This window comes from Rothia sp. HMSC066G07 (assembly GCF_001814485.1).
In the GTDB taxonomy this organism is placed as follows: Bacteria; Actinomycetota; Actinomycetes; order Actinomycetales; family Micrococcaceae; genus Rothia.
The window spans coordinates 47,628-64,066 of the sequence record NZ_KV816920.1 but is presented as its reverse complement, the minus strand read 5'-3'; the positions used below and the strand labels follow the sequence as shown (position 1 = coordinate 64,066).

Below are 16,439 nucleotides of genomic sequence, written 5' to 3'. Positions count from 1 at the left end.
CTTCTCCGCTGGGTTAGTCTTATAGCATGACCTGGATGAACGGCCTGCGCGCCACTTTTGACCTTGAAACCACCGGTGTGGACGTCACCACCGCCCGCATCGTGACTGCTTCCCTGATCCTGCTGGACCCTCAGGGTAATGTGGTGCGCCGTGGCGAGTGGCTTGCCGACCCCGGCGTTGAGATCCCTGCCGGTGCCGCCGCCGTGCACGGTATTACGACTGAGTACGCGCGTGAGCACGGCCGTCCCGCCCGCGAGGTCGTGTGGGAGCTAGCCGGCGCGATTGGTGCGCTGAACCTTGACGGTGTGCCGATTATTGCGTTCAATGCCGCCTACGATTTCTCGGTGCTGCACCACGAGATGCTGCGCCACAATATTGCCAATGGTGAGCTGCCGCCGGGTGTGGTGCTCGACCCGTACGTTCTGCATAAGCACGTGATTCCGCGTAAGCGCGGCAAGCGCACCCTGGAGGTTCTTGCCGCCGAGTACGGTGTCTCCCTGGAGAACGCCCACACCTCCGCTGATGATGCCCTGGCGGCGGAGCGTCTGCTGGTGAAGCTGACCGAGCAGTTCCCCGAGGTCCTCAACGTGGATGCGCGCCAGCTGCACGAGCAGCAGATTCAGTGGGCGGCGGAGCAGGCGGCGAGCTTCCAGGCGTGGTTGCGTACGCAGCCGGGTAAGGAATCTGAGGTTATTGACGGCCGCTGGCCTGTGCGCCGATAAAACTGCGCCGCTAAAAACCTAGGCAGCATCCCCAAACACTTCTCCTTTGCTGACGGGCTGACACTATCCCCGTTTGGGCTTCTCCCCTATGCTAGATAAGGAACCACACCTACACGAATAGCACGTGAATAGCACGACCCGGAAGGCCTCTCATGGATGATCAGCCCCGCACTACCGAGCCGTACCCTGACACTAATACGCGCAGTATTTATCTGGGGTCTACCCGTCTGGCTCATGAGCATTTGGTGGCGCAGTCGCAGGTGGTGCTCCGCCTGGGCCGCATCCTGATGAAGTCGGGTGCGAGCGCATACCGTATTAAGGCGTCGATGGCGCGTTTGGCGAAGGCTGTGGGGTTGAAGGAGCATCACGCGCAGGTGACCTTCACCGAAATTTCGACGTCTTCTTACACGGAGGGTAATTTCCGTACTGAGGTGGCTGAGCAGCGCACGATGGGCATTAACGCTCATAAGCTGGATCAGTTGGGTAAGTTCATTTCTGAGCTTCCTGAAAAGATTACCCCTGCGGAGGCGAACGCCGAGCTGGACCGTATCGATTCGGCGAAGCCTCTATACACCCGCTGGATGTTGGCGCTGGCGTCGGCGGTGGCGTGTGCCGGGTTCGCGTTCTTGAACCGTGGCGGTCTGGTGGAGTGCACGGTGGTGTTCTTCGCGGCGGGTGCCGGCCAGTTTTTGCGTTCGACTCTGCTCAAGCGCGGGGTGAGCCATTTGGCAACGTGGATGGCGTGCGGCTTCCTGGCGGCGGGCCTGTACATTGCGATTGTTAATGTGCTGGTCGCGGCGGGTTGGATTAGCCCGAACCATATGATTGGTTTTATTTCGTCGGTACTGTTCTTGGTGCCCGGTTTCCCCATGGTGACGGGCATGCTCGATATTTCCCGCATGGACTTTTTGGCGGGTATTTCGCGTCTAACCTATGTGGGTTTGTTGTTGCTGAGTGCGTCGTTTGCGGTGTGGGTTTTGGGTTCGCTGTTCCATTTGCCGCTGGCTGCCCCGGCGCCTCTTAACCTTGACCCGACCCTGTATTTGCTTCTGCAGGTGCTTTCTTCGGGTGTTGCGGCGGCCGGCTTCGCGATGCTCTTCGCCGCATCCCCGGTGGCGTGCGTGTGGGGTGGCGTGATTGCTGCGGTGGCGAACCCCATCCGTATTCACATGGTTGAGGCTGGTATGCCCGCGCATATGGCGGCGACGATTGCCGTGTTTGGTGTGGGTATTTTGGCTGAGATTGTGGCGCCGCTGCATCAGCGCAAGTACACCCGTATTTCCCTGTCGGTTCCGGCGGTGGTGACGATGGTTCCGGGTGTTCCGTTCTACCGTTCGATGTCGCATTTTGCTAGCGGTGACATGTACTCGGCGGCAAGCGGTTTCGTGCAGTCCCTGCTGATTTTCATGGCGTTGGGTATGGGCCTGGCCTTCGTGCGTCTAATCTTCGACAAGAACTGGCTGTTCGATCAGGACACCCAGGTTCTGAACCGCCTGGATACCGACCGGCACCTGCGTTAGCGCGTTGCGCGTCCTCTCTGTTCCCTAACTTGTCTGTTGTGTTTTATCGTCACCTTTCGGTACGTTCAGGTGCTTGTCACCTGCGGTTCATCTGTAGCGCCTATGATGGTTAGGTACGGGACGCTAGTGGCGTGCGGGCTCCGTTGCCTGGTGCGCATCGTCCCTTGTAATTCTTTAGTTCGCCGTCTCTGTTGAAAGGCACCGATACGATGACTCCTTCCTCTACCCACCCGCTACACCACGAAGCCAGCGAGAAGCTGTTTGAGCGTTCTCGCGCGGTGATTCCCGGCGGCGTGAATTCCCCGGTGCGTGCTTTCAATTCTGTGGGCGGCACCCCCGCGTTTGCCGCGAAGGCTAAGGGCGCGTACCTGTACGATGCGGACGGCAACGAGTACGTTGACCTGGTCTGCTCGTGGGGCCCGTCGATTCTGGGTCACGCGCATCCTCAGGTTGTTGAGGCGGTTCAGCAGGCGGCTGAGCGCGGCCTGTCCTTTGGTGCGGCGAGCGCGCCGGAGGCTGAGCTGGCTGAGCTGGTGGTCAACCGTATTAACGCGGCGATTCCCGGCGCTATTGATCAGGTGCGTATGGTGTCGACCGGTACTGAGGCGACCATGACTGCGATTCGTCTGGCGCGCGGTGTGACCGGTCGCGACAAGATTATTAAGTTCGCGGGCTGCTACCACGGTCACGTGGATGCGCTGCTTTCCGAGGCTGGTTCGGGTGTGGCTACCCTGGCGTTGCCGGGTTCTGCTGGCGTGACTGCCGCAACCGCCGCGGAGACCATCGTTCTGCCCTATAACGACCTGGACGCTGTGCGTGAGGCGTTCGCAAACCACGAGGGTCAGATTGCCGCGGTTATTACTGAGGCGGCGCCCTGCAACATGGGTGTGGTGACCCCCGAACCCGGTTTCAACCGTGGCCTGCACGAGATTGCTCACGCGAATGGTGCGCTCGTCATTTTTGATGAGGTGCTGACCGGTTTCCGTGTGTCTTCGGCTGGTTACTGGGGTTACGCGGCTCCCGAGGATGGCGGCTGGGTTCCCGATATTTTCACGTTCGGCAAGGTCATTGGTGGCGGTATGCCCATCGCGGCGCTGGCTGGTAAGCGTGAGGTCATGGAGCACCTGGCGCCGGTCGGCCCCGTCTACCAGGCGGGTACCCTCTCCGGTAACCCGCTGTCGGTTGCGGCGGGCATTACGACCCTGACCCTGGCTGATGCCGCCGTCTACGCGCATCTGGATTCGCGCAGCGCCCAGCTGCAGCAGGCTCTGACCGAGGCGTTCAACGCCGCCGGTGTGGACCACTCCATCCAGAGCGCCGGTAACCTCTTCTCGGTCGCGTTCGGCACCTCTCAGGAGGGCGTGCACAACTACGCCGACATCAAGGCCTCGGCAACCAGCCGCTACAACGCCTTCTTCCACTCCATGCTCGAATCCGGCGTGTACCTGCCGCCGAGCGCGTTCGAAGCGTGGTTCGTTTCTGCCGCCCACAATGATGAGGCGATGAACCGTATCATCTCGGCTCTTCCGGCTGCCGCAGCTGCTGCCGCATCCGCGTAAGGGTTTGAGAGACGTAAGGAGGTGAGCCGCTCATGGATCTGAGCGCTCTGGGACTGCCTATGGAGCAGCTACACGACGTGTGGCTGATCGCCTTCATGGTGTACCTGGGCTTGTGCCTGCTGGTGGATATCGCCTACCCGGTGCCGATTAAGCAGGAAAAAGCTCAGGAACTGTACCTTGAGGTGTCCGGTTCGCCCGTTGATGAGGCGCGCCGCGCCACCGCGGAACGCACCGCGATGGGTGCGCCGCTGAGCTCCTCCCGTAAGGGTAGCGCCACGAAGAAGGCGAAGAAGAAGCTGGATTCTATTGAGGGCGCGGGCGTGTTTAGCGGCTGGTTCCACACGGTCATGTACCTGTGGGGCTGGATTGTGGCGGTCTCTATCTTCACCCTGTACTGGGATGTCGTGTATGACGGCGTTGTACTGCCGGCGCTGCTTCTGCCGTTCCTCATGGTGTATTGCGGTGCCCGTTGGGGTCGCCGTCACTGGCGTGAAGCACGCGGTTACAGCAAGGACGACCGTGTGCTGGGCATGCCGCGCATCTACTCGGCGACGCTGGGTAAGCTGAGCGCCCCGTTCCGTGTGCGCGGCACGGTGCCGGGTGTGGAGCCGATTCGTGAGGACCGCACCGTCTACTGGGGGCTCAACGGTATTGCGTTCCTGCTCGCCGCTGTCTTTTTGACGTCGCTGGCGGGTTGGAGCATCGATGAGGATTGGGAAGCGATCTATATCGGTCACGCCTCCTGGTTCTTGGCGGCGGCGTACATTCCGCTGATCATCATGCTGCTGATGTACAACCGCGATTACGTGCTGTACAACCCGGATTCGTTCCAGGCTGGGCGTCTGCTCCTTCCGGCGAAGTCCCGCCCCTACTCTGAGGTTCGCGCATTCCGTGTGTACCCGAAGAACCCGGACGCTATCAAGCTGAACCCAAAGGACGCGAGCCAGTGGACGCTGGAGATTCTGCTCCCCGGCGGCCGCAAGCACGACTATTCGCTGAATGAGCACCAGATTGATTGTTTGGTGGCGCAGATTGCGTTCAACATTGAGCAGGGACGCTGGGCGCAGCTGGATTCGCCGGCGGACCGTGAAATGTTGGCGAAGTACTTCGTGGACGGCCGCGTCATCTGCACGACCATGGGGTACAAGCCTGCCGGTAAGCATGCGGAGGAGGCGGCACGCCGCGCGTCCTTCCAGAAGGCGCAGTACAAGTAAGCGAGTTGCTTTAATACCGCGAGAAGCCACATGTGTTTCGAGAAGCCACATAAGACGTGGCTTTTCGAAACACATGTGGCTTCTGAGCATCACAGACACACCATCACCGATACCCGTAGAGAGGACAACTCATGGAGCTAAGCGCTTTGGGGATACCCCTAGAGCCGGTACGCTACATATGGCTCATCGCCTTTATCGTTTACATAGGGTTATGCATAGTACCCGCTATCACTCACCCCGCAACAATCAGCACGGAAAAGGCGAAGGAGCTCTACATCGCCCGTTACGGCTCCCCCGTCAACAATGCAATGAGGTATGCCGAACGTCGTTCCCTGGAGGGTAACCCGCTACCAAAACATAAACTGCGCTCTAACCTCACCCGTGCCCGCAAAGAAATCGATAGCGTATACGGTATCTCCTCGATTGAGGCGTGGTTCCACGTGCTCATGTATGTGTGGGCATGCCTTGTCGCACGGTCCATCTTTCGTCTGTACACAGATATTGCCCATAATGGCATTCTGCTACCGGCTCTGTTGTTGCCGTTCTACATGGTGTTCGTGGGTGCACGTTCAGGTCGCCGCACTTGGCGTAAAGCCCGCAGCATCGATACGGATGACATGACAGCCGGGTTGCCTCAAATCTATAGCACAGCGTTGATGCGTCTCAACGTTTTTGCTGTGCCGAATGGGGCTCATCCTCAAGCTAAACCGGTTCGGGCAAAGAATGATTTCTACGTTGAAACCCACTTTGTGTTGGTTGTGGCTCTCATCGTCTTCTTCTATTCGCTTGTCGGTTGGACAGTTCTAGGTGTTCAGCCAATGCCCATTGGTGGAGCTTCCATAACGCTGGCAATTGTTACCACCGTAACTGCAGTAACTCGGTGGGTTTATATGAGGCGGTACCTGCTGTTCAACCCCGACTCGTTCTACGTCGGGCGGCTTTTCCTACCCGCGAAGAAGTACAGATACACCGATATTGAGGAGTTCTGCGTCTTCCCGAAGAACCCCGAACAGATCAAGCCGACCTTCTACGAGCCCTCGCAGTGGCAGATAGAAATCAAGGTGCCGTCCAGAATCCCGCCGAACCTTGCCAAGCGTATGCCGTGGCTGCGCAGGCACATTGTGGCGGTACACGATGAGCGGGTCGTCTGCCTGACCTCCCAGGTTGCGTTCTACCTGGAGCAGGAACGCTGGGCGGACCTGCGCTCCCCCGCCGACCGCGAAAAGCTCGCGGAATACTTCACCAACGGCAACGTTGTGTGTACCTCCCTCGGGTACAAGCCAGTCAGCGAAGAACAATCATAAACGGCGAGAAGCCACATGTGTTTCGAGAAGCCACATAAGACGTGGCTTTTCGAAACACATGTGGCTTCTCAGCGTCTAACAGGGAGGGGTTAGGCGTCCAGCTCGCGGAGCCAGCCTGCCGCCTCCGTACCGTAGTAGGTCAAGATGACATCCGCACCGGCGCGGTGAATCGAGCGCAGCGACTCCAGCGCCACAGCCTTACGGTCAATCCAGCCGTTCGCCGCAGCAGCCTCAATCATCGCGTACTCACCCGACACCTGATACGCCGCCACCGGCACCGGCGAAAACTCCGCCACCTCACGCACAATATCCAGGTAGCTACCGGCAGGCTTCACCATCACCATATCCGCGCCCTCCTCCAGGTCAGCGCGCACCTCCAGAAGCGACTCGCGGCGGTTCGCCGGATCCTGCTGGTAGGTCTTACGGTCGCCCTTGAAGGTCGACTCTACCGCGTCACGGAACGGCCCGAAGAACGCAGAAGCGTACTTCGCCGAATACGCCAGAATCGACACATCCTCAAAGCCGGCCTCGTCCAGGGCGGCACGCATCGCCGCGATCTGGCCGTCCATCATGCCCGAGGGGGACACCGTGTGCGCACCCGCGCGAGCCTGCGAAACCGCCATCTTGCAGTACAGCTCCACAGTCTGATCGTTATCCACCACGAGCGTGCCGTGGCCGTCATCGACCAGCACGCCGCAGTGGCCGTGGCTCGTAAACTCGTCCAGACAGGTATCGGCCATGACCACCAGGTCGTCGCCGAACTCCTCACGGCACACCGCAATCGCACGGTTCAGGATGCCCTGCGGATCCCACGCGGTCGAACCGACCTCGTCCTTATCCTCGTCGCGGGGAATACCGAACAGGTCGATGCAGCGGATGCCCGCCTCGTACGCCTCACGCACGGCGGGGATGATGCTCTCCAGGGTGTGCTGGTACTGGCCGGGCATGGAACGAATCGGCTGCGGCTCGGTGATACCGTCGCGCACGAAGAACACCTGAATCAGCTGCGAGGGGCGCAGGGTGGTCTCAGCGACGAGGGAGCGCATGGCTGCGGTGGTGCGCAGACGGCGAGGGCGGCGGGTGAGGTTCATGATCTCTCCTGAAAACTCGATAAAAATATGTGGTCTTAGTAAATGAGGGATGCAGCGGCGCGCGCCAAATCCTGGGGGGAGGGCGAATCTGCCTGCACGTGGCGCAGGTTCAGGGCACGGCATGCGGAGGCGGTACTCGCCCCAATCGCCACCACCGGCGGCATGGATTCGGGTCCTAGCGCGGGTGCGCCGTCGAGTAGGGCGTGCAAGCGGGAGGGGGCGGTCACCACCAGCACATCCGGCGCGCGGGTTTCTGCCTCGTTGCCCTGTGCTGGAGCGTTCCCCTGCACGAGCGCGCGGGCGGCGCTGAGGCTCAGCTCGCCGGGTGCGACCTGTTCGGCGGGCACCATGTCGTAGAGCACGCAGCGGTGGCTGTCCCAGCCCAGGTCCTTGAGGCCTTCGCGCAGGGTCGGGCGGGCGTTGGAGCCCTCCAGAACCAGCACGGCGGTGGGCTCGGTTGTAGGCTGCTCAAACTCCGCGAGCATGCCCACGGCACTCTGCACCTGCGGCTGAAAATCCGTGCCCAGCCCCAGCTGGGTGTGCACGGCGCGGGCGGTTGCCGCTCCCACGCAGGCGATGCGCACTCCCCCACTCGCGCAGGCGCGGGCGAACTCCGCGCCCCACAGCTCGGCACAGGCACGAACCGTGTTGGCGCTTGTGAAGCTCACCCACGCATAGTGACCGGAGGCGAGCGCCTCCAGCGCGGCGGAGTGGTCTGCGCCCGGTTCGACGGTGCGTGCCTGCTGTAGCGGGGCGAAGAATACCCGGGGCTCCTCTAACCCTTTCTGTGTGCATTCCTCGGCGAGGGCGCGTGCGAAGGCGGCGCCCTGGGCGGCGGAGCGTGTCAGCAGAACCGTGCGCGGGGTATCAATTTCCGGTGACTCAGCTTGTGTGGGCTCAGCTTGCGGACTAGCGGCAGACATGACGCCTACTTCAGGTCCAATCCGGCCAGGGCGGCGGCACCCATCTGCAGCAGGTCTTCCGCCACGCGCACGCCCAGGCGTTCGGCGCCGGGCACATCCAGTTCGGCGGTTGCCGAGGTGTGGCGCAGCATGTCGGTGCCGTCCGGGGACGCCACCACAACGTTAAGCACCAGGTCGCCTTCAACCACGTGCGCGTACGCGCCAATGGGCGCGGCGCATCCGGCTTCGAGGCGGCGCAGCAGGGCACGTTCGGCGCTGACGGCGAGGCGGGTTTCGTGGTGGTTTGCGGCGAGCAGGGCACGGCCGAGGGCACGCACCGGGCGCGCCACCTCGGGGTCGGCAAGCACGGCGGGGTCCGGGTTCTCGAACTCGCTTTCGCGCACTTCCAAGGCGAGCGCGCCCTGGCCGGGGGCGGGCAACATGCGGGTGGGGTCTAGGTACTCGGTGATGAGTTCTTCCTTGCCCAGGCGCTTCAAGCCGGAGACTGCGAGCACCACGGCATCGCAGTCGCCGCTGCGTTCGGTGCCTACGCCGTGGTCGGCGCGTTCGGAAGTTTCGGTGTTCTGGCGGAGTACGACCTGCTTACCGGCGTGCTCTTCAAGGCCCTTCACGCGACCGATGCGGGTGCCCACGTTACCGCGAATGTCCACGATTTCAAGGTCGGGGCGCAGTGCACGCAGCTGGGCGGCACGGCGGGGTGAGCCGGTGCCCACGCGGGCCCCCTCCGGCAGGGTGTCGACGGTCAAACCGTCGCGTGCCACAAGGGCGTCGCGGGGGTCTTCACGCTTGAGGGTTGCGGCGACCACCAGGCCGGGGCAGGGCGCGGAGGGCAGGTCCTTGAGGGAGTGTACTGCCATGTCCACGCGGTTTTCTTCGGAGGCGTTCTCGCCGTCGAGCAGACGCTGGCGCAGTGCCGCAGCGAATACGCCGGTGCCGCCGAGGGTTGCCAGGGGGCCGGTGAGCACGTCACCTTCGGTTTTGACGGTGCGCAGGGTGAAGTCCACGACCTCGGCATCTGCGGCGCCGTGGTGTGCCTGGTGTTCGGTGTAGAGGGAGGTGACGGTTTCGGCGGCAATACGGCTTTGGGTCAGGGCGAGAGCAGACCCGCGGGTGCCCAAGATGTACTCGTGATGGCTCATATCTCTCCTTTTCGGTGATGTGTGTGATAGCCCGTAGGTGCGTGTGTCTGTGCGTTGAGCTGCGCCTACAGCTGTGTACGCCTGCAGCTGTGTGTGGGCTTGTAGGCACGTGCGCTCCGACCCGCCCGCACACCGGTGATGGGGTGTTGGGGCGAGCCGGAGCTACAGGGGTGGTGTTAGTGGGAGCAGCATCCGCCGGAGCCGCATCCACCGGAGCGGCTGGCGGGTGCGTTCTCAGAAGCGCTGTCCTCAGCGCCGTCAGCACCGGCTGCGTATTCGGCGATGACCGGCTTCGGCGCGCCACGACCGGGCTTGCAGCAGCCGGGTTCGCACTCGTCGAACCAGCCGTACTGACCGCTCGCGCTCGGGGCGAGGACGCTCTCACGTTCGGGGCGCAGGTCGGCTGAAACGCTGTTCTCCACGCGCTCCTCAATGAGGCGGCGCAGCGACTCCACGTACGCCGGATGCGTGCCGGGGGTGGGGGTGCGTACCGCGACCACGCCCAGGCGCTCGCAGGTGTCCAGGGCCTCGGTGTCCAGGTCCCACTTGACTTCCATGTGGTCGGAGACGAAGCCGAGGGGCACCAGCACGACGCCTTCTACGGGTGCTTCGCCGTCCTCCGCAGGGTTGGCGGGGGTGGGTAGCGCCTCCAGGGCGTCGTTGACGTCCGGTTCCAGCCACGGCATGGACGGCGGGCCGGAACGGGACTGGTACACCAGCTCCCATTCAACGTTCTGCAGAAGCTGCGGGGCCTCATCGCGAACCAACGAAAGCACGGCGCGAGCGACCTGCAGGTGCTTCTCCACGTAGGCGGAGCCGCCCTCGTAGTTCACACCGCGCGGGCCAGCCTCGTTCGCCGCGGAGGTCGGCACCGAGTGGGTGCAGAACATGATGCGCAGGCGCGGGTTCAGCGAACCGCTATCGCGTGCGGCAAGCTGCTCACGCACCGTTGCCAGACCGTCCTTCAGCCCGTCAGCGAAAGCGCGGGAGAAGCCGGGCACGTCAAAGAACTGACGAATCTTACCCACGTGCACGCGACCTTCCAGGCCGAGCTGCTCAATCGCCATGCCGTAGTCCTCACGGTACTGGCGGCAGCTCGAGTAGCCGGGGTAGGCGCTGGTCGCCAGCACGAGCACGTTGCGGTGCCCGTTCTCGTAGGCTTCGGCGAGCACGTCCTTCACGTAGGGCTTCCAGTTGCGGTTCGCCCAGGTGATCGGGATGCGCGGGCCGCGCTCAGCGAGCGCCTGTTGCAGTGCGGCGAGCAGGGCACGGTTCTGCTCGTTAATCGGCGAGACGCCACCGTTGGCGCGGTAGTGGGTGGCGACCTCTTCGAGGCGCTCATCCGGAATACCGCGGCCGGCGGTCACGTTGCGCAGGAACGGGATGACGTCCTCCTGCCCCTCGGGGCCACCGAAGGAGGAGAGAATCACCAGGTCGTAGGGGCGCGCCTCTTCGGCACGGTCACGGGTGATGCTGCGTTCGCTTCGGTAGTCACCGAGGGTCTGCTCGTTGAGCGCGGCGGGGCCGTTGGAGGCGGTGTTCGCCGGGTCGGTGCGGTTGGGTACCACGTTGTCCGGCAGGAGCGTGCCGTTGAGGGTTACGCCGTTGTTCGGCTGATGGCTCACGCCAGAACCTCTGCTACTTCGTCTGCTTCGATGCGGCGGCCGGTGTAGAAGGGGGTTTCCTCACGTACGTGCAGGCGTGCTTCGGTGTTGCGGAAGTGGCGCATCATGTCGACGAGGTCAACGAGCTGGGGTGCTTCGAGGGCGAGGACCCACTCGTAGTCGTTCATGCCGAATGCTGCGACGGTGTTTGCCAGAACCTGCGGGAAGTCGATTGCCTTCATGCCGTGGTTCTTGAGCATTTCTGCGCGGCGTTCGGGGTTCATGTAGTACCAGTCGTAGGAGCGTACGAAGGGGTAGACGCAGACCCATGCTTCGGGTGCCTTGCCGCGTGCGTAGGCGGGTGCGTGGTTGCGGGTGAACTCTGCTTCGCGGTGTACGCCCATGGTGGACCAGACGATGGTGGTGCCTGCGAAGAGTGCGGTGCGGCGGATCTTGCGGACTGCTGCCTGCAGCTTTTCGGGGGTTGCGCCGTGGGTCCAGATCATGACGTCTGCGTTGTCGCGCATTGCGGAGACGTCGTAGATGCCGCGCAGGGTCACGCCCTCTGCTGCGAGCTGTTCTACGACCTTCTCGAACTCGGCGCGTGCCTCGTCGGTGTTGGACTCTGCGGGGCGTGCGCCGGAGCGTGCGAACACAGTGTACAGGGCGTAGTGCAGGGTTTCGCCTTCTTCGCGACCGCGGCGGTTCTCGTCAGCTGCGGAGTGCTGGACTGCGTAGCCCTTGGGTGCGCCGCCGTAGCCGTGGCCTGCGTGGGTGTAGCCGCCCTGACCTGCGCCGTGTGCGCCGCCGTGGCCGTGTGCTGCGTGATCGTGAGACATTGTGTGTTCCTTTCTTCAGCGAGGGTTCGCTGTGCTGGAGGCGCGGCTTCCGTAGCTGCGCGTTTTCTCAATTTTTTGGTCTAGTTACTGGCTGAGCTTCTGCCGCCGCTGCGCCGTCTACTTGGCGGTTGCGGCCTTGGGTGCGGTGACGCCTTCCCAGTCCTGTGCCGCGTGGTAGATGAGGCGGTCGATCTGCTCGTAGGTGTCTTTGACGGTTAAGACCAGGCCGGAGCCTGCCGCCCAGGAGCCAACGGTGCTGAGGGTTCCGAGTTCGCTGGCGCGTTCACGGAATTCCTTGACTCGGTCGCGGTGGCCGGGGGTGGAGGCGGGTAGTACACCGCGCCAGCGTACGACGTCCGCGTCAACGAGGTTGTTGTGGGTGAGGGCTACGTCCATCATGCGGCTTGCGTCGCGCAGGGCGAGGGTGATGAGCTGCTCGTCTGCGAGGGCGACTTCGGAGAAGCGGGAGTCTTCGCCGCCGCGGCCGTAGGACAGGCGTACCACGTGGCGTCCGGGGCCTGCGGCCTCGGCGACCCACTGCCATTTGGCGGTGGCGTGGGTGAGTGCCTTGGCGCGTACGGCGGTGGCTTCTTCGGAGACGAGCAGGCCGGTACCGCGGGGGTGCTTGTCCAGGGCGGGGGCATCAACGACGAGGGTGACGAGGGCGACTTCGGGGCCGGGTTCCATGGCGGGTAGGGCGGTGGAGACGTGCGGGCCGATGAGTCGTGCCACGGTCGGGCCGTCGGTGGCGAGCACCAGGTAGTCGGCGTAGAGGGGGGTGTTTTCGCCGTCGGTGGTGTGGCGCTGGATGATGAACCACTGGCCGGTGGATTCGTCGCGGTCAACGGCGATGACATCGAATCCGGTGACGATGCGAACACCGGAGGCGTACAGGTCTTCGACGAGACGTTCGGACAGCTGGTTCATGCCGCCCACAATACCGGCGACCTGTGAGCCTGCGGGGGCTGCCGAGCGGAAAGCGTGCGCTGCGGCGGCGAGGGAGCGGTGCTTGCGGAAGGCTTCGCGCAGACCGGGGATGGTCGCATCGACGTCGAGCTTATCGGGGTGGGTGGAGTACACGCCGGAGACTACGGGTGCGACGAGGTTGTCGAGCACTTTCTGGCCCATGCGGATGCGCACGAGCTCACCGAGGGTCTTCGCGTTTTCGCCTGCGGAGACGGGCAGGAACTTGTCCACCTGGGCGCGGCGCAGACCGTTCTTACCGATGACGGGGATCAGCGACTTATCGTTCACGTTGCCGGGGATGCCCATGATGCCGGTGCTGGGGGTGCGACGGGCGCCCTGCGGCAGGTACAGCCAGGAGCCGTAGGAGTTGGGGGTGACGATCTGGTCGCCCAGGCCGAGTTCCTTGACGAGGTCGCTGACAATGGGGCTGCGGGTTGCGAAGGATTCTGCGCCGGAGTCCAGCAGAAGGCCGCCAACTTCGTGGGCACCAACGGCACCGCCAAGGTGGTGACGCTGTTCGAGCAGGGTGACGCGCATACCGGCTGCGGCGAGGCGGCGTGCGGAGATCAGGCCGGAGGGGCCGCCGCCGATGACGATGGCGGTGGGTGCCTTCTCGTTGCGGGTGAAAGCTCGTGCGTTCTGGGGCGCGGCGGAGGAACTGACCTGTGCGGTGCGGTGCGGTGCCTGGTTGGTGTGGCCCATGGTGGTTCTCCTTCGGTCTGTCTGCGGTGGAGTTGCCCTTGGGGGGGTAACGGGTGTGGTGGTTGGTTCGGGGTGCAGATGTTCGGTGCAGATGCCGGAGGGTGTCCGGCATCTGCGCCGTCTATTTATCGTTATTTATCCTATGCCTGCGCGGTGCGTTCGTGGATATATGCCACGAGGTCGGTGAGCACCTGCGGGTCGGTGGTCGGGGGTACGCCGTGGCCGAGGTTGACCACGTGCGAGGGGGCGGCGTTGCCTTCTGCGAGCACTTCGTCTACGTGTGCGTAGAGGTTTTCGTTGCCTGCGGTGAGCAGTGCCGGGTCGATGTTGCCCTGCAGGGGTACGGCGCCGTTGAGTAGGGTGTTCGCTGCGGACAGCGGCAGGCGGTAGTCCACGCCGATGACGTCTGCGCCGGCTTCGTGCATGGCGGGCAGCAGGGCGGCGGTGCCGGTGCCGAAGTGGATGCGCGGCACGCCGTATTCGCGCACCATATCGAGGGCGGTTGCGGAGTGTGCCTGCACGTAGCGGCGGTAGTCGCTTTCGCCGAGGGAGCCTGCCCAGGAGTCGAAGAGCTGCACGGCGGATGCGCCCGCCTCGATCTGTGCGCGCAGGAACTGGCCTGCGGTGCGGGCTGCCCAGGCGGCGAGTTCGTGCCAGGCGGCGGGGTCGGCGTGCATCATGGTGCGCGGGCGCAGGTGGTCGCGGGAGGGGCCGCCTTCGACCATGTAGGCGGCGACGGTGAAGGGGGCTCCGGCGAAGCCGATGAGCGGGGTGTCGCCGAGCATTTCTACGGCGGCGGCGACGGCTTCGCGGATGGGGTCGAGGTCGCTGTCTTTGAGTTCGGGCAGGGCGCGCACCTCGTCGAGGGTGCGTACGGGCTGGTCGAGTACGGGGCCCTTACCGGGCACGATGTCGACGTTGACGCCCGCGAGCTTCATGGGGATGACGATGTCGGAGAAGAAGATGCCGGCGTCGACCTTGTGGCGGCGGACGGGCTGCACGGTGATTTCTGCGGCGAGCTCGGGGGTGAGGCATGCGTCCAGCATGGGGATGCCTTCACGTACCTGGCGGTATTCGGGTAGGGAGCGGCCTGCCTGGCGCATGAACCAGACGGGTCGGTGGCTGGAGGGGCGGCCGGTGAGGGCGCGGAGCATGGGCGAGTCGGCGGTGGTGCCTGCGCGCAGGGGGTGGTTGGCGGGTAGGTGTGCGAGCTGCTCGTCGGTGAGCAGGGGTCGCTGGGCGTCAGTGGGGTGTGCGGGCAGGGCGGGTGCCTGTGCGGTGCCCTGTGCCGACGCGGGGCCCTTTTCCGATGCGGGGGTGGTGTGCTGGTTTTCGCTCATAGTCTCTAGTGTGACAGGTTTATGTGGGCGTTTTTGCGACACTATGTCATGGTGACTCTTACCTAATGATGGCTTTCTTAGCAGTGAGGGACACCTTAGTTCGTGCCTACTCTTCGTGCCCGCATCCCCCACCGCGCAGATTTTCTTGCCCCCTACGATGATGGAACTTAGGTTCTATGAGCTTTACAGGGGCTTAGTCGGCGTGGTTATGATTAGTCTCTAGTGAGTACTTATGCATTTGTGGCATCGCACCACACCGTTGATTTGACCACCGTCGCTGCGTTGAGCGCCGGTGCCTCTGGCGTACCCGATGTTCTGGCGGCGGATATCGCACGTCAACTCGGTGTTAAGGGTGCAGTAGTTCTTGCCACCTGTAACCGTCTTGAAATGTATGTTCAGCTGCACGTCTCTGCGCATGTGCACATGGTTCGTGAGCTGATTGTTGATTCGATTGCGCAAACCTCCGGCCTGGACAAGGAACTGGTCAATACCAGTTTCGACGTGTACGCAGACGAGGAAGCGGCACGCCACCTGCTGACGGTCGCCTCCGGCCTGGAGTCTGCAGTGGTTGGCGAGCGCGAAATCGCCGGTCAGGTACGCCGCGCCCTGGCTGCCGCGCAGGCGAAGGCTCAGGAGGAGGGCGTGGCTCTTCCCGGTGAGCTGGTGCAGCTCTTTGAGCATGCGGCGCATACGGCTCGTCAGGTAGGGCAGCACACGGCGCTTGGCGCCCAGGGCCGCTCCATTGTGTCTGTTGCCCTGGATCTTGCGGATGAGGTTGCCGAGAAGGACTGGTCGACCCGACGCGCCCTAATTTTTGGTACGGGTGCTTACGCGGGCGCGACCATTGCGGCGCTGCGTGAACGCGGTTGCACCGATATTTGGGTCAATTCCCGTTCTGGTCGTGCCGCCGAGTTCGCGGCAAAGCGCGAGGTTTCTGCGGTGCCGGTGGACGGCATGGAGCAGGCAATGGCTTCTGCCGACGTCATTATTGGTTGCTCCGGCGGATCCGACCCGCTGCTTCCCGAGCAGATTCCGGGCGGCCACCACACGATTCTTGACCTTGCTCTTTCACGTGACTTTGATCCGTCGGTCGCTGACCTGCCGAATGTTGAGCTGATTACGCTCGAGTCGGTGCGCCTTGCCGCCCCCGAGGAGACCGAGGAATCTGTTGCGACGGCTACGCGCATCGTGGAGTCTGAGCTGGCGGCGTTTGTGTCTCGTCAGCGTTCCCGCACGATTGACTCCGCGATTGTTGCCCTGCGCTCGCACACGCTGGATGTACTGGATTCCGAGCTGGAGAAGGTGCGTAACCAGTTTGGTTGCGGGGCGGCGACGGAGCAGTTTGAGCTGGCAATGCGCCGCATGGTGAAGTCTCTTCTGCACACCCCGACGGTGCGCGCTAAGAAGCTGGCGTCGGAGGGCCGCGCAGAGGATTACGTGCAGGCCCTGGAGACTCTCTACGGTATTCAGGTGGAGGAGTCCTAAGAGCCTGCGCTCCCCCTCCCCTGTCCTGCAC

At 63.3% G+C, this 16,439-nt stretch carries 13 protein-coding genes; 6 read left to right on the top strand and 7 right to left on the bottom strand.

Features of this window, described 5'->3' with window-relative positions; translation table 11 throughout:
• Positions 1-26 precede the first annotated feature (26 nt).
• The 5 genes from HMPREF2971_RS01265 (at position 27) to HMPREF2971_RS01245 (ending at position 6,319) form a co-directional block, all read left to right on the top strand.
• On the top strand, positions 27-722 hold the full coding sequence (locus HMPREF2971_RS01265) for a 3'-5' exonuclease (RefSeq protein ID WP_012903182.1): 696 nt from the start codon (positions 27-29) through the stop codon (positions 720-722).
• A gap of 152 nt (positions 723-874) precedes the next feature.
• Positions 875-2,242: a threonine/serine exporter family protein gene (locus tag HMPREF2971_RS01260; RefSeq protein WP_070690755.1), complete on the top strand. Its 1,368-nt coding sequence runs from the start codon at positions 875-877 to the stop codon at positions 2,240-2,242.
• A gap of 209 nt (positions 2,243-2,451) precedes the next feature.
• The gene (hemL, locus tag HMPREF2971_RS01255) at positions 2,452-3,801 is read left to right on the top strand and encodes a glutamate-1-semialdehyde 2,1-aminomutase (RefSeq protein ID WP_070690752.1); all 1,350 of its coding nucleotides are present in this window, start codon (positions 2,452-2,454) and stop codon (positions 3,799-3,801) included.
• 32 nt (positions 3,802-3,833) lie between these two features.
• Positions 3,834-5,015 carry a sugar dehydrogenase gene (locus HMPREF2971_RS01250; RefSeq protein ID WP_070690750.1) on the top strand — a complete coding sequence of 394 codons (1,182 nt, stop codon included), beginning with the start codon at positions 3,834-3,836 and terminating at the stop codon, positions 5,013-5,015.
• Between the two features lie 131 nt (positions 5,016-5,146).
• Positions 5,147-6,319, top strand: coding sequence for a transcriptional regulator (locus HMPREF2971_RS01245; protein WP_070690747.1), 1,173 nt, complete (start codon positions 5,147-5,149; stop codon positions 6,317-6,319).
• A gap of 89 nt (positions 6,320-6,408) precedes the next feature.
• Here HMPREF2971_RS01245 and hemB read toward each other — a convergent pair whose 3' ends face one another.
• The 7 genes from hemB to hemE all read right to left on the bottom strand — a co-directional run bounded on the left by hemB (position 6,409) and on the right by hemE (position 14,923).
• Complete coding sequence (hemB, locus tag HMPREF2971_RS01240) at positions 6,409-7,410, bottom strand: porphobilinogen synthase (protein WP_070690744.1); 1,002 nt, start codon at positions 7,408-7,410, stop codon at positions 6,409-6,411.
• Between the two features lie 35 nt (positions 7,411-7,445).
• A complete protein-coding gene (locus tag HMPREF2971_RS01235; protein WP_083314067.1) occupies positions 7,446-8,333 on the bottom strand; it encodes a uroporphyrinogen-III synthase in 888 nt (295 codons plus the stop codon).
• A gap of 5 nt (positions 8,334-8,338) precedes the next feature.
• On the bottom strand, positions 8,339-9,472 hold the full coding sequence (locus tag HMPREF2971_RS01230) for a hydroxymethylbilane synthase (RefSeq protein WP_070690741.1): 1,134 nt from the start codon (positions 9,470-9,472) through the stop codon (positions 8,339-8,341).
• Positions 9,473-9,648: 176 nt separating this feature from the next.
• The gene (locus HMPREF2971_RS01225) at positions 9,649-11,097 is read right to left on the bottom strand and encodes a ferrochelatase (protein ID WP_070690738.1); all 1,449 of its coding nucleotides are present in this window, start codon (positions 11,095-11,097) and stop codon (positions 9,649-9,651) included.
• Positions 11,094-11,915 carry a hydrogen peroxide-dependent heme synthase gene (gene hemQ / locus HMPREF2971_RS01220; RefSeq protein ID WP_070690735.1) on the bottom strand — a complete coding sequence of 274 codons (822 nt, stop codon included), beginning with the start codon at positions 11,913-11,915 and terminating at the stop codon, positions 11,094-11,096. The genes HMPREF2971_RS01225 and hemQ overlap by 4 nt, the downstream gene beginning before the upstream one ends.
• Positions 11,916-12,032: 117 nt before the next feature.
• Complete coding sequence (gene hemG, locus HMPREF2971_RS01215; RefSeq protein WP_070690733.1) at positions 12,033-13,583, bottom strand: protoporphyrinogen oxidase; 1,551 nt, start codon at positions 13,581-13,583, stop codon at positions 12,033-12,035.
• A gap of 140 nt (positions 13,584-13,723) precedes the next feature.
• A complete protein-coding gene (hemE, locus tag HMPREF2971_RS01210; RefSeq protein ID WP_070690730.1) occupies positions 13,724-14,923 on the bottom strand; it encodes a uroporphyrinogen decarboxylase in 1,200 nt (399 codons plus the stop codon).
• A gap of 222 nt (positions 14,924-15,145) precedes the next feature.
• On the opposite strand from hemE, the gene HMPREF2971_RS01205 reads away from it, so the two are divergent.
• Complete coding sequence (locus HMPREF2971_RS01205) at positions 15,146-16,408, top strand: glutamyl-tRNA reductase (protein ID WP_070690727.1); 1,263 nt, start codon at positions 15,146-15,148, stop codon at positions 16,406-16,408.
• Positions 16,409-16,439: the final 31 nt, after the last annotated feature.

Bases quoted from the DNA above. Each gene is read 5' to 3' on its own strand.
- HMPREF2971_RS01265 (WP_012903182.1), top strand. From the start codon at position 27: ATGACCTGGATGAACGGCCTGCGCGCCACTTTTGACCTTGAAACCACC.
- hemB (WP_070690744.1), bottom strand. From the start codon at position 7,410: ATGAACCTCACCCGCCGCCCTCGCCGTCTGCGCACCACCGCAGCCATG.
- hemL (WP_070690752.1), top strand. From the start codon at position 2,452: ATGACTCCTTCCTCTACCCACCCGCTACACCACGAAGCCAGCGAGAAG.
- HMPREF2971_RS01260 (WP_070690755.1), top strand. From the start codon at position 875: ATGGATGATCAGCCCCGCACTACCGAGCCGTACCCTGACACTAATACG.
- HMPREF2971_RS01250 (WP_070690750.1), top strand. From the start codon at position 3,834: ATGGATCTGAGCGCTCTGGGACTGCCTATGGAGCAGCTACACGACGTG.
- HMPREF2971_RS01230 (WP_070690741.1), bottom strand. From the start codon at position 9,472: ATGAGCCATCACGAGTACATCTTGGGCACCCGCGGGTCTGCTCTCGCC.
- HMPREF2971_RS01245 (WP_070690747.1), top strand. From the start codon at position 5,147: ATGGAGCTAAGCGCTTTGGGGATACCCCTAGAGCCGGTACGCTACATA.
- hemG (WP_070690733.1), bottom strand. From the start codon at position 13,583: ATGGGCCACACCAACCAGGCACCGCACCGCACCGCACAGGTCAGTTCC.
- hemQ (WP_070690735.1), bottom strand. From the start codon at position 11,915: ATGTCTCACGATCACGCAGCACACGGCCACGGCGGCGCACACGGCGCA.
- hemE (WP_070690730.1), bottom strand. From the start codon at position 14,923: ATGAGCGAAAACCAGCACACCACCCCCGCATCGGAAAAGGGCCCCGCG.
- HMPREF2971_RS01235 (WP_083314067.1), bottom strand. From the start codon at position 8,333: ATGTCTGCCGCTAGTCCGCAAGCTGAGCCCACACAAGCTGAGTCACCG.